Annotated in this window: 15 protein-coding genes; 4 read left to right on the top strand and 11 right to left on the bottom strand. The window is 36.2% G+C overall.

Annotated features, from left to right (window positions below):
* Positions 1-323 precede the first annotated feature (323 nt).
* The 11 genes from KDE13_RS08605 to KDE13_RS08560 all read right to left on the bottom strand — a co-directional run bounded on the left by KDE13_RS08605 (position 324) and on the right by KDE13_RS08560 (position 8149).
* Positions 324-1478: a tRNA nucleotidyltransferase/poly(A) polymerase-related protein gene (locus KDE13_RS08605; RefSeq protein ID WP_212143585.1), complete on the bottom strand. Its 1155-nt coding sequence runs from the start codon at positions 1476-1478 to the stop codon at positions 324-326.
* Positions 1444-1818: a CiaD-like domain-containing protein gene (locus KDE13_RS08600; protein WP_212140466.1), complete on the bottom strand. Its 375-nt coding sequence runs from the start codon at positions 1816-1818 to the stop codon at positions 1444-1446. Before KDE13_RS08600 ends, KDE13_RS08605 begins: the two co-directional genes overlap by 35 nt.
* Entirely contained in the window at positions 1815-2060 is a 246-nt protein-coding gene (locus KDE13_RS08595; protein WP_212140465.1) for a hypothetical protein, read from the bottom strand. The genes KDE13_RS08600 and KDE13_RS08595 overlap by 4 nt, the downstream gene beginning before the upstream one ends.
* Positions 2061-3128, bottom strand: a complete 1068-nt coding sequence (leuB, locus tag KDE13_RS08590) for a 3-isopropylmalate dehydrogenase (protein ID WP_212140464.1) — start codon at positions 3126-3128, stop codon at positions 2061-2063. It lies immediately after the preceding gene.
* A gap of 9 nt (positions 3129-3137) precedes the next feature.
* On the bottom strand, positions 3138-3617 hold the full coding sequence (locus tag KDE13_RS08585; RefSeq protein ID WP_212140463.1) for a 3-isopropylmalate dehydratase small subunit: 480 nt from the start codon (positions 3615-3617) through the stop codon (positions 3138-3140).
* Between the two features lie 590 nt (positions 3618-4207).
* A complete protein-coding gene (locus tag KDE13_RS08580) occupies positions 4208-5260 on the bottom strand; it encodes a type II asparaginase (RefSeq protein ID WP_212143584.1) in 1053 nt (350 codons plus the stop codon).
* Between the two features lie 90 nt (positions 5261-5350).
* The gene (locus KDE13_RS08575) at positions 5351-5689 is read right to left on the bottom strand and encodes a branched-chain amino acid transporter permease (RefSeq protein WP_212140461.1); all 339 of its coding nucleotides are present in this window, start codon (positions 5687-5689) and stop codon (positions 5351-5353) included.
* Positions 5686-6348, bottom strand: coding sequence for an AzlC family ABC transporter permease (locus KDE13_RS08570; protein WP_212140460.1), 663 nt, complete (start codon positions 6346-6348; stop codon positions 5686-5688). Before KDE13_RS08570 ends, KDE13_RS08575 begins: the two co-directional genes overlap by 4 nt.
* 47 nt (positions 6349-6395) lie before the next feature.
* Positions 6396-6530 carry a hypothetical protein gene (locus KDE13_RS09685; RefSeq protein WP_267873268.1) on the bottom strand — a complete coding sequence of 45 codons (135 nt, stop codon included), beginning with the start codon at positions 6528-6530 and terminating at the stop codon, positions 6396-6398.
* A 5-nt stretch (positions 6531-6535) separates the two neighbouring features.
* On the bottom strand, positions 6536-7324 hold the full coding sequence (gene flgG, locus KDE13_RS08565) for a flagellar basal-body rod protein FlgG (RefSeq protein ID WP_212140459.1): 789 nt from the start codon (positions 7322-7324) through the stop codon (positions 6536-6538).
* Positions 7325-7339: 15 nt separating this feature from the next.
* On the bottom strand, positions 7340-8149 hold the full coding sequence (locus tag KDE13_RS08560) for a flagellar hook-basal body protein (RefSeq protein WP_212143582.1): 810 nt from the start codon (positions 8147-8149) through the stop codon (positions 7340-7342).
* A gap of 155 nt (positions 8150-8304) precedes the next feature.
* On the opposite strand from KDE13_RS08560, the gene rpoD reads away from it, so the two are divergent.
* Genes rpoD through KDE13_RS08540 form a run of 4 tightly spaced genes read left to right on the top strand, consistent with a single transcriptional unit; the run spans position 8305 to position 12254 of the window.
* A complete protein-coding gene (rpoD, locus tag KDE13_RS08555; protein ID WP_212140457.1) occupies positions 8305-10158 on the top strand; it encodes an RNA polymerase sigma factor RpoD in 1854 nt (617 codons plus the stop codon).
* A 41-nt stretch (positions 10159-10199) separates the two neighbouring features.
* Positions 10200-10853, top strand: a complete 654-nt coding sequence (locus KDE13_RS08550) for an amino acid ABC transporter permease (protein ID WP_212143580.1) — start codon at positions 10200-10202, stop codon at positions 10851-10853.
* A gap of 34 nt (positions 10854-10887) precedes the next feature.
* Positions 10888-11511, top strand: a complete 624-nt coding sequence (locus KDE13_RS08545; protein ID WP_229204412.1) for an amino acid ABC transporter permease — start codon at positions 10888-10890, stop codon at positions 11509-11511.
* 8 nt (positions 11512-11519) lie between these two features.
* On the top strand, positions 11520-12254 hold the full coding sequence (locus KDE13_RS08540; protein ID WP_212141798.1) for an amino acid ABC transporter ATP-binding protein: 735 nt from the start codon (positions 11520-11522) through the stop codon (positions 12252-12254).
* Positions 12255-12304: the final 50 nt, after the last annotated feature.

The following is a 12304-nucleotide window of genomic DNA, read 5'->3' as shown; positions in this document are numbered from 1 at the left end:
CGGAGTTAGCGGTAATTACAACATAGTTTCATAAAAGATAGCAAAAAAAATGATGAAACACCTAGCCCAGATAGGCCTTAAACTAAAAGCTGATTATGATTTTGGCTATTTAAACTATATCTGACATCAAGCAACAAACACTTGCAATGACGTAGCCACCTTAAAATAAAGATCTTATCAGCTCTAGCAGGTTCTTATTTACACTACCTATAACAAATGACTCTAACCATCTACTGTTATATAAAATACACTAAATTTAAAGATGATAATGAAAATTATGGCGATATGGCTTTTACGTTTAAAGCTAAAAATCTACTTGTATTTTAACATATTTTAAGTTGTAAATTTAAAAACTTATCTATAGCAATATCTTGCCTACGAGCTATCTCGACACCTACAGCTTTACCACTAAACCCAGCCTTTAAAATCTCTTGCGTATTAGTTTTAGCATCAAATTTAGTATCATACACGCCTAAGTTTTTAGCACGTTTTATAAGCTCTTTTGACTTAAGTCCAAGCCACTCTTTAAGTGGCATTTTTAAGGAGATCCGCAATAGCTCTTTATCGCTTGGCTCATCTTTAAAATATGGCTGTTTTACGACACTCAAAAAGCTCTTTGGCATTTTCAGTCTATTTAAATTTAGCTCCACGTCAATACAGAAATATCCACATATAAGATAGATAAAGAGTCGCTCGTCTGCCACAAACTCACGTGCATTTTTAAGCTCATTATTAAATTTATCAAACTCATCTTGTGGTATTAAAAGTGGAGCAAACTTGCCATCTACAAACTTGCCAAAAAGCTCGCCAAGCAACCCAAGCTCATAAAGATATCTTGCACCTATGTAAAGGTGTTTTGCGCGAAAAAATTTAATAAGTTCGGTATTTATACGATCTTTACTAAGATGAGCCAAACTCAAACCATTCATCAGTTCTAGCGTTTTAGGTGCAATATAAAAGCCAAGCCGTGAGCTAAACTGCACCCCACGCAATACACGCAGTGGGTCTTCGCAAAATTTCTTATCATCTATATGCATTAGCACTCTATTTTCTAAGTCGCCAACTCCACCAAAGAAGTCCAAGAACTCGCCATTAAAGATATTTATCATCATCGCATTCACGCTAAAATCGCGTCGCAAACACGCCTGTCTTGGCTCATTTATATAGCTTACATCAAAATCTTTGTGAGTTAGCCCAGTGCGATTTTCACTACGAGGAAGACCTAGGTCAAAATTTTTAAATTTATATATAAAATAGCTCTTACCAACGCCGTTTGCACCGTATTCACTCATCAATGTGTCAAATTTTTGTGGATTTATATCATAAACTTCAATATCATAATCACTTACTGCACGACCCAGTAGTGCGTCTCTCACACAGCCACCGACTAAGTAAGCACGATTAGTGTATGGTGCGAGCAAATCACGCACCACATCAAGTTTGTTATTTTGATAAATTTTTAAGTCTGTTTTCAACACTTGCAAGCACGAATTCAAGGAATTTAAGCGTCAATTCAAGACGACTTTGTAACTCATCTTTTGGCGTTTCATTTAACCCTTCAAACAATACCTCTACACGCTCACGTAAATTTTTAAGAAAAATTTCTTCAGCACTATTTATCTCTTTTTCACTATTTTTTTCATCTTTTTTAGCAATATTTTCAGAAGCTTCAAACACTTTTAAATCATCATTTGTAGTATTTTCTTGTGTTTTAATTTGAGTTTTCTCTTGCAAGTTTTGTTTTGTTAGTCGCTCTATTTTTTCAAGCTCTGCACTCACTTCATCTATCGCCATTTTTGCTATATCATCAAGTTTCATAATCTTATCAGCCACCTTTTAAACTCAGTTATCTCTTCAGGCGTTTTCATATTTACGAAAAAATCCTTCATCTGCTCATTTTCTATCTTTCGACTTTTACGAAGTCCGCTTAGACGGCGGATCGCAGCAGACGCGTCCTCATTGTTTGGATCTTGTTTAAGGATATTTTTGTAAACTTCAAGTGCATCATCCATTAAATTTTGAGACTCATATATAAGTGCCTCTGTAATTGTATTTTTCATCTATCCTTCTATATATTTTACTATTATATCACCCATCTCAGATGTAGTGCAAATCTCTTTTGCTCCAAACGCTGCAATATCTTTTGTGCGATAGCCATCAGCTAAAGCCTTTTTTACGCTTTGTTCTATTGCATCAGCTGCCGCATCTTCACTTAGTGCATAACGAAGCATCATCGCCGCACTTAGTATAGTCGCTATAGGATTTGCTATGCCCTGCCCTGCTATATCAGGTGCAGAGCCATGTATTGGCTCATAAATACCAACTTTACCACCAATACTAGCACTCGGCAACAGTCCAATCGAGCCACAAATCATACTAGCTTCATCACTTAAAATATCGCCAAATAAATTTTCAGTCAATATGACATCAAATTGGCGTGGGTTGCGTATCAGTTGCATAGCAGCATTATCCACATACATATACTCAAGCTCCACATCAGCATACTCCCTGGCCACTTCGCTTACGACTTCACGCCACAACTGAGACGCTTCAAGAACGTTTGCTTTATCCACCATACAAACTCTCTTTTTACGCTTCTGTGCTGCTTCAAAAGCGATCCTAGCGATACGTTCTATCTCAAATTTAGAATAAACCATCGTATTAAACGCAGTCGTTTTGTCCTTGTTGCGTGGCTGACCGAAATAAATGCCACCAGTTAGCTCACGCACAACCAAAATATCTACATCTCTAAGCACTTCGGGTTTAAGCGTACTAGCGTCTACTAACTCATCATAAATGGTGGCTGGACGGAGATTTGCAAAGGCTTCAAGACCTTTTCTAAGCTTTAAAAGACCACTTTCTGGACGTTTATCACGCGGTAGATTATCCCACTTTGTGCCACCTATCGCACCAAAAAGCACAGCATCCGAGCTTAAAGCACTACGCAAAGTCTCATCAGGCAATGGCTCTGCAAAAATATCAACTGCAGCACCGCCTAAAAGCTTATAATCATACTCAAGTTCAAAGTCAAATTTAAGTGCAACTACATCAAGCACCTTCGTCGCTTCAGCTACTATCTCAGGACCGATACCATCGCCTTTTATCACGCAAATTTTATATCTTTTCATAAACAAACCTTAAATTTTACTCTTAGCGTATTGTATAAGTCCGCCACTCTTTAAAAGTTCTTGCATAAAAGGCGGAATCGATGCAAATTTATACTCTTTACCACTAGTGATGTTCCTAACCACGCCACTATCTAGATCCACGCTTAGCTCATCGCCTGCGTTTATCTCATCGGTCTGGGCTATTTCAAGTATCAAAAGTCCAGTGTTAAAGCTATTTCTATAGAAAATTCTTGCATAACTTTTGGCTATCACACAAGATATTCCTGCTGCTTTTAGTGCGATAGGAGCGTGTTCTCTACTACTTCCACATCCAAAATTTTCACCAGCAACAATGATATCGCCTTTGCTTATCTTTTTGACAAAATTAGGATCAGCATCCTCCATAATGTGCTTTGCTAATTCGTTCTCATCGGATGTATTTAAATATCTTGCTGCAATGATGATGTCAGTATCTATGTTATCACCAAATTTCCAAACTCTGTTTGCCATATCTATATCTTGCCTTTTTAAAAATTTAAGCTAATTTTATCAAATTTAAGCTAAATCTACAAGAAAAATATCATCCAAACATTTATAAAAAGCATAGAAAAGCTCTAAAATAGTATATAGCTTCATAATAGCTTCTAAATATAGCTCAGCTAATGGCATAAGCGGTTAAAGCTAAGACTTTTAAAACTAACAAAAAATAGGTAAAATGCCAACGCTAAAGTGTTACTTTTAACAAAAATGGTGGTGATATCGCTATAAAACCTTTAGATTTCTAAAAAAGTATTTTTATTGCCGATAAATTAAACGCCATTCAAAAATCTCTTAAAACATAGATAATTAATCTTAAAATTTTAAGATTAATTAGACGAGTTGAGATAAGCACTATTGTCATATTGCCAATAGCACAAAATACTTTAAAAATTTAAATACAAATTTTAGTAGGAAATGTGATAGCTTTTATAAATTTTACTAAAAAGCTTAAATTTTAAAATGCTTTTTGGAATTATTACTCATTTAGTAAAGAGTTATCTTTATACTTCACTACACTTATAAAATTCCAAAAAGCCTAAAATATATCTAAACTACAGCTATTAATGATTTAAGAAATACTCTTGAATTTTAGCTTTATCGCTTGTGTTTGCAAGTGATAACATTAGTAAAACTCTAGCTTTTTGAACGTTTAGATTATCGCTTGTTAAAAAGCCATATTTTTCATCATCAACTTCACCATTCATAGTAGTCTCACCACTACCAACGCGTGAATTACGAACGACTATAACACCATTTTTAACAGCCTCACCAAGTGCTTTTAGTGCAGTTGGGAAAGGATTGCCATTACCCATGCCAGCATTTATGATACCTTTTGCACCATTTTTGACAGCTAAATTTATAAAATCAGGGTTATCATTTGAGTGGCTATAAATAATATCAACACGCGGTAGCTCTTTGATTTTTGTGATATCAAAGGCACTATTTACAGTGTGCTTACGAGTTGGTTGCATATAGTATTTTACGTTGCCATAAAACACGGTGCCGATCTTGCCAGTATTTGGGGATTTGAATGTATCAACAGAGCTTGTATTTGTTTTTGTCACCTCACGAGCAGCGTGGATTTCATCATTCATTACTACTACAACACCTTTGCCTACGCTATCTTTACTCATAGCAACATTTACTGCGTTAAATAAATTTAATGGACCATCTGCACTTAATGAGTCTGAGTTTCTCATTGCTCCCACCATCGCAATAGGTTTATCACTTTTTACAACTAGATCTAGAAAATAAGCAGTCTCCTCCATTGTATCAGTACCATGAGTTATGACAATGCCATCAGCCTTACCGCTATTTAATAGCTCATTTACACGTTTGCCAAGTTTTAGCCAAACTTCATTATTCATCTCTTGAGAGCCAATTTGTGAGATCTGTTCGCCTTTAATCGTAGCAATTTCGTTTATCTTTGGAACTGCTGCGATAAGCTTATCAACTGTAACGGTGCCTGATGTGTAGTTCGTCCCTAGTTCACCAGCACCACCACCAGCGATAGTCCCACCAGTTGCTAAAATGTAGATAGTTGGCTTAGCAAAAGCCATTGTTGCAGCTAGAAGCATAAATGCTACCACCTTTACTTTTACTGAAAAATGCATTTAATCTCCTTTAAATAAAAATTGTTTTTTTAAATTTGATTAATACAATTATACATCTAAAAATTAATAAAGTCAATTAAATTATAAAATTTATAAATTTCTAATAAATACTATATAAATAGCAGTAGAAACAACGATACTAAGCAAGGCATTGTTAAATTTGATATGAAACAAAACCGCTGCTAAAACACCTGCTATCTCGCTAAGCCCATATGGATAAACGTCAAATTTTGTATCTTTTAATGCGTAAAAAATGAGTAGAACCATTATCATAAGGCCCATATATCGCTCCACGCCAAGTAGCCAACCGCCACGCTTTTTATCTTTTTTAAACAGCCAAAACGGCACAGCACGAGTTAGATACGTAGCTATTGCACTTGCGATAACTGCGGTAAATATAAGCCCTTCGCTTGACGATACGCTTATCATAACCTATCCTCAAATATAACAATAAATAAAAAACAGGCAAATATTGCTCCAAGTAGCATAAATTTACTCGGTAAAAATGCTACGCTAAGAACGCCGATTAAACAAGCAAACGACAATATTTTAAAATTTCTCTCACTTTTAAACATCTCTATGGCTAAAACTATAAAAAGCGAAGTCAGACAAAACTCAATACCGCTGTAATCAATACGTATAAGCTCACCAGAGACAAATCCCACGGCTGTGCCAAAGACCCACGAAAGATAGGTAAGCAAATTAATCCAGCTAAATACCCTACTTCTCTCATTATCATCAGAAATATTTATTGTTTTAAAGAGTGCAAAGCTCTCATCTGTAAGTGCAAAGATATTAAAAAATTTAAATTTTATATTTTTATACTCTTTTAAGAGTGCAAGTCCATAAAATGTATGTCGTAAATTTACTAGATATGAAACTATAACGATCTCAAATATCGTAGTGCCAACACTTAAAAGTGATAGCACCATAAATTGAGCTGCACCCGCAAAAGTGATAGCACTAAGTGCCATTGTGTTAAACAAACTAACACCGATATTTTTAGCTAAGAGTCCAAATGCAATACCAAGTGGCACCCAACCCATCATAATAGGCAGAGTTATCTTAAAAATTTGTAAAAAAGACATTGATTTCCTAAAAAGTGAAATCGCAATTATACAAAATTTTTGCTTTTTTAGTCAATATGCTTATGTTCCTTTGCTAATTTCAGCTCGTTATGCTCATTGCAACTAGTATCTTGCGAAAAATAAAGCACATCAACTATCCAAACAACCAAGATAAATCCAACTATACAAAGCATAAATATCATTTTACTTACCTTTTAAGTCCATTTACTATCTCAAGCATCGCATCACTTGTTGTAATAGCCTTTGAGTTGGCTTCATACGCCCTTTGTCCTGTGATAAGATCAGTCATCTCCTCGACTAGCTGAACGTTACTCATCTCTACAAAGCCTTGACGGATTGTGCCAAGCCCATCAAGTCCAGCCACACCTACAACCACATTGCCACTTGCACCAGTTTCAAGGTAGTTATTGTCTCCCATTGAGTGAAGTCCGGCTGGATTTATAAAATTTGCTAATTCAATCTGCCCAATCTGATTCATCTCCTGCTCGCCAGCTTGAAGCACTGAAACCGTTCCATCTGTGCCTATTGAGATCTGAGTGGCATTTGCAGGGACTACGATCTGCGGTATAAGCTGATAACCATCAGAATTTACTATCGTTCCTTCGCTATCAAGCTTAAATGCTCCATTTCTTGTATATGCCGTTGTGCCATCTGGTAGCTGAATTTGAAAAAAGCCGTCTCCAGCGATGACTATATCAAGGTTATTGCCAGTCTCTTTAAAATATCCTTGCGAGAAAATTTTATTTATTGCTGTCGGTCGCACACCCAGACCCACCTCAATGCCGGTCGGACTTGTCGTAGTCTGACTAGTCGCTGTCCCTGCATACTCCATAACCTGATACATAAGATCAGCGAACTCGGCTCTGTTTTTCTTATATCCATAAGTATTTACGTTTGCAATATTGTGTGAAGTAACGTCTATTTGCGTCTGCTGAGCGATCATACCAGTCGCTGCAGAATAAATTGATCTCATCATTTTCTATCCTTTAAATTATGCTCTAACTGCAAGTTTTTGTATCGCATCTTGGTTTAGATCGGTCATATGACTTGTCATTACCTTTTGATACATATCCACAAGGCGTTGCGTCTCTATAAGGGCTACCATTTCACGAACCGGATTGACATTTGACATCTGCGTATAGCCTTGTAGTAGCATATCAGCGTCATTTACATCTTGCATATCAGCTAAGTTTTTAAGCTCATATAAGTTATCACCTATCTTTTTAAGATCGCGTATCTCACGCACCTGTGCCATATAAAATTTACTTATCTGATCTTCGTTTGAATAGATATTGCCATTTTTATCCACAGTAAACCGCTCACCTTGCGGCAACTGTATGCCACGCTGCTGCTGTGCTAATGTCTCGTAGTTATTTGGCAGTATCCTATAGCCCTCTTTGCTTACAATAAATCCATCCTCATCAAGGCTAAATGAGCCGTTTTTAGTCAAACGTACACCGCTTGGTGTATCAACTAAGAAAAATATATCCTCTCTTTTTAACGCAAAGTCAAGATTATTTGAGCTGTATTTTATACCACCTGTGCTAAAGTCAGTATACTCTTCGCTTACTTGTGGCACACGATCTAGCGTTCTATTTAGAAATTTAGCTGCATCTTTTGTATGATTTTTTAGTGGTAATTCATCTTGAGTCTCTTTAAAAATCCGTATAAAATCGCCAATGACAACATCATTTCTTTTAAAGCCGATTGTATTCACATTTGCAAGATTATTTGAGATAACATCAAGTCGATTAAACTGAGTAACCATACCAGCAGTTGCTTGATAATAGCCGTTTTGCATACTTTTCCCTAATTAAATTTATATAGTTAATTTAATATAAGCAATTTGCGTTCCATAATATTGTTTTATATATATTTAATAAAATTTCGGTATAATCCACTTTTTCTACAGATACTTTAATTATAATCAACTATGTTAATTCAGAAAGGAAATTTATGAGTGCAGCAAAAGAACAACTAGCTAAGATAGACGAGCTTTTTGCCGAAAATGCAAAGGGTTTTGTAACATATGAAAAACTTGTAAAATTATTAGACAAAACTCCTACTGCAACGATCATTAAAAACATAGAAACATTAGCTAAAAAGCACAAAGTCGAGCTAATAAGTGCAGCCGAAATTTCCAAAATGCGCAACATAGCTGACGCTAAAAAACGCCTTGAAAATAGCCAAAAAGCACATGATACAAATTTAGAAGACGAATTTGATCTAGCTGGAGATACCGACTTTTTAGAGTGGTCAAGGTCCGATAGTCCTGTAAGAATGTATCTACGTGAGATGGGGCAGATAGCACTTTTAACAAAAGATGAAGAGATTGAGATAAGTAAAAAGATAGAACTTGGCGAAGATATCATTATAGATGCATTTTGTTCAGTGCCATTTTTGATAGATTTTATACTTGAATATAAAGAGCCACTTATAAATCGTGAAAGACGTGTTAAAGAGCTATTTAAAAGCTTTGAAGATGAAAATGACGATGAAGAAAATGATGATGAAGAGCTTGAAGGAGATGAAGAGCTTGACGATGAGGAGATAAAACCTAAAAAATCTATAAAAAATGATAAACGTACTGAAAAAGTTATGGAAAGCTTCAAAGCTCTTGAAAAGGCAAAAAAAGAGTGGCTAAAAACAGCCAATAAACAAGAAAAAATAGAAGCCGATGATCTAACATCGAAGATAAACATTGCTTTTAAAAAGAAAATTTTAAAAGAGAAACTTATGGATCTAGGCCCAACAAGCAAACTCATAAGCGAGATTGTAAAATCAATGGAAACGGTGCTAAAAAGCGATGATGAGTTTGACAGAGAGCTAAAACGCCTTGAATATCGCCTTCCTATGTTTAGCGATGAGCTTAAGAAAAATCATAAAGGCATACTTAAAGATATACTAAAGTTAAATAAAGAAGAGATTGCCGCTCGTGTGCCAGAAGCTACAATGGTATCTACATATGTTGAGATAAAAAAGCTATTTCAAACTAAAGAGGCTAGTAAGCAAGGCTTTGATCTAGAGCCAGCTCGCCTAAAAGCGATCCTTGAGCAGATCAAACGTGGTAAGAAAATTTCAGATGAAGCAAAAGGCAGGATGGCAAAGTCGAATTTACGTCTAGTAGTAAGCATAGCTAAACGCTATACTAACCGCGGTTTACCATTTTTAGATCTTATCCAAGAGGGCAATATAGGACTTATGAAAGCTGTGGATAAATTTGAATACCGCAAAGGATACAAATTCTCCACTTACGCAACATGGTGGATACGCCAAGCCATCAGTCGTGCTATCGCGGATCAAGCCAGAACCATACGCATACCGATACATATGATAGAGACGATAAATCGTATAAATAAAATCAATCGAAAATATATGCAAGAAGAGGGTAAAGAGCCAGATGTCAGCATCATCGCAAAAGAGGTTGGATTAAGCGTAGATAAAGTAAAACAAGTCATCAAGATCACAAAAGAGCCTATCAGTCTTGAAGCCCCTATCGCAAACGAAGAAGACGGTAAATTTGGTGATTTTGTTGAAGATAAAAGTTCACTTTCGCCGATGGATCAAATTTTAAAAAGCGATCTTAGAGAGCAGATAGATGATGTATTATCCCAACTAAATGATCGTGAAAAAGCGGTTATATGTATGAGATTTGGACTTCTTGATGATGAGAGCGATCGTACACTTGAAGAAATCGGCAAAGCACTAAATGTAACTCGTGAGCGTGTACGCCAGATCGAAAGCTCAGCAATAAAGAAGCTAAAACACCCAAAAGTTGGCAGAAAGCTTAAAAACTATATAGAAGGTTAGAGTTATAATCACACTTTCATAAATTTATTTAGGATAGCATTTTGGATTTTGAATTTATTGCTGAGTTTGCTCCAATGTTTGTTACTGCGACTATTTTGACGCTTAAACTAGCTTTTTTTGGCATCGTATTATCACTTGTTGTCGGACTATTTTGTATGATTATTAAATTTTATCATATAAAGGCACTTACACCACTAATAAACGGTTACATAGAACTTTCACGCAATACTCCACTACTTATCCAACTATTTTTTCTATACTATGGGCTACCAAAACTCGGCGTTCATATTAGCTCATTTTCCTGTGCAGTCATTGGGCTTGCGTTTTTAGGTGGTAGTTATATGGCTGAGAGTTTTCGACTAGGCTTTGAAGCAGTTAAACGCTCACAGATAGAGGCTGGACTAAGTATCGGGTTAGATAAAGCTCAGCTGCTACGTTATATTATCTTGCCACAAGCTTTTAGTGTCGCTATACCTTCCATCTCGGCAAACGTGATATTTTTACTCAAGGAGACATCTATCGTTAGCATAGTCGCTCTTGCCGATCTTGTATATGTCGCAAAAGATCTCATTGGGCTTTATTATAAGACAGATGAAGCTTTATTTATGCTGGTTGTGAGCTATCTTATCATCATCTTGCCGATCTCGTTAGCTCTTACTTTGTGGGAGAAAGGGGTGCGTATTGGACGGAGTTAGCATACTTTTTGATACAGAAAATTTATCACGGTTAATGGGTGGACTGCTTGTAAGCATACAAATTTCGGCCGTATCTATCATAATCTCTATCATCGGTGGCTTGGTTCTTGGTGTTTTGATGAGTTTTAAAAATAAATTTATATATTTTAGCCTTAAAATTTGCCTTGAGATAGTGCGGATAATGCCAACTATCGTTTGGTTATTTTTATTCTATTTTGGTTTAAGCAAAGCATTAAATACGCATATCAGTGCATTTACCGCCTCACTTTTAGTTTTTAGTATCTGGGGCGTGTTTGAGATGATGGATATCGTACGCGGAGCGATCACATCCATACCAAAGCACCAATTCGAGAGTGCCACCTCGCTTGGGTTAAATAAGACGCAAATTTACATTCACGTCATCATCCCGCTTGCGATGAGACGACTAGTTCCTGGTGCGGTAAATTTATTAAGCCGTATGATAAAAACAACATCCATAGTCGTTTTAATAGGTGTTATAGAGGTTGTTAAAGTCGGTCAGCAGATCATTGAAAGATCGGTATTTACGAATAATATGGCACCATTTTGGGTATATGGTTTTATCTTTTTTCTATACTTTATCATCTGCTACCCAATATCAAAGTTTTCTAAAAAATTAGAGCAAAAATGGGTGGTATAGGAGACAAAATGCAGTATTTATTGCAACTTAAAAATATTAATAAATTTTATGGCGAACTACACGCACTAAATGGTATAAATTTAGATGTTAAACAAGGAGAAGTAGTCGTCTTGCTAGGACCTTCTGGATGTGGTAAAAGCACTACTTTACGCTGTATAAACGGACTTGAAGACATACAAGACGGTGAGATAATCATAAATGGCGATGTTGTGACAAAAGAGTATAAAAACTGGACAAAGATGCGTCAGCGTGTGGGTATGGTCTTTCAAAGTTATGAGCTTTTTGATCATATGAATGTGATAGAAAATATCTTATTAGGGCCTGTAAAGGCACAGGGTCGCAAACGTAGCGAAGTAGAAACTGAGGCTGATATGTGGCTAGAAAAAGTGGGGCTAAGTGAGAAAAAATACGCCTATCCAAAAGAGCTAAGCGGTGGACAAAAGCAACGTATAGCTATAGTAAGAGCCTTATGTATGAACCCTGAGCTTATGCTATTTGACGAAGTTACAGCCGCACTTGATCCCGAGATAGTGCGTGAGGTGCTTGATGTTATATTAAATTTAGCTCACGAGGGGATGACAATGCTTATCGTAACACATGAGATGGCATTTGCTCGTGCAGTAGCAAATCGTATAGTTTTTATGGATGGCGGAAAGATAATAGAAGAAAACACGCCTGATGAGTTTTTCACCGCTCCAAAGACTGAGCGTGCGAGAAAGTTTTTAAATTTATTCTCATTTTGAAACGCCCTTTTTTATCACATGTCTAAAATTTATGACTTTTTAGCTAAATT

The sequence above is a fragment of the Campylobacter anatolicus genome (genome assembly GCF_018145655.1).
Lineage (GTDB): Bacteria > Campylobacterota > Campylobacteria > Campylobacterales > Campylobacteraceae > Campylobacter_A > Campylobacter_A anatolicus.
Note: the sequence above shows the minus strand (reverse complement) of the source record. Positions and strands in the feature narration are given on the sequence as shown.

Coding starts and splice junctions, on each gene's coding strand:
- KDE13_RS08600 (WP_212140466.1), bottom strand. CDS start 1,818: ATGAAACTTGATGATATAGCAAAAATGGCGATAGATGAAGTGAGTGCA.
- KDE13_RS08595 (WP_212140465.1), bottom strand. CDS start 2,060: ATGAAAAATACAATTACAGAGGCACTTATATATGAGTCTCAAAATTTA.
- leuB (WP_212140464.1), bottom strand. CDS start 3,128: ATGAAAAGATATAAAATTTGCGTGATAAAAGGCGATGGTATCGGTCCT.
- KDE13_RS08585 (WP_212140463.1), bottom strand. CDS start 3,617: ATGGCAAACAGAGTTTGGAAATTTGGTGATAACATAGATACTGACATC.
- KDE13_RS08580 (WP_212143584.1), bottom strand. CDS start 5,260: ATGCATTTTTCAGTAAAAGTAAAGGTGGTAGCATTTATGCTTCTAGCT.
- KDE13_RS08575 (WP_212140461.1), bottom strand. CDS start 5,689: ATGATAAGCGTATCGTCAAGCGAAGGGCTTATATTTACCGCAGTTATC.
- KDE13_RS08570 (WP_212140460.1), bottom strand. CDS start 6,348: ATGTCTTTTTTACAAATTTTTAAGATAACTCTGCCTATTATGATGGGT.
- KDE13_RS09685 (WP_267873268.1), bottom strand. CDS start 6,530: ATGATATTTATGCTTTGTATAGTTGGATTTATCTTGGTTGTTTGGATA.
- flgG (WP_212140459.1), bottom strand. CDS start 7,324: ATGATGAGATCAATTTATTCTGCAGCGACTGGTATGATCGCTCAGCAG.
- KDE13_RS08560 (WP_212143582.1), bottom strand. CDS start 8,149: ATGCAAAACGGCTATTATCAAGCAACTGCTGGTATGGTTACTCAGTTT.
- rpoD (WP_212140457.1), top strand. CDS start 8,305: ATGAGTGCAGCAAAAGAACAACTAGCTAAGATAGACGAGCTTTTTGCC.
- KDE13_RS08545 (WP_229204412.1), top strand. CDS start 10,888: ATGGGTGGACTGCTTGTAAGCATACAAATTTCGGCCGTATCTATCATA.
- KDE13_RS08540 (WP_212141798.1), top strand. CDS start 11,520: ATGCAGTATTTATTGCAACTTAAAAATATTAATAAATTTTATGGCGAA.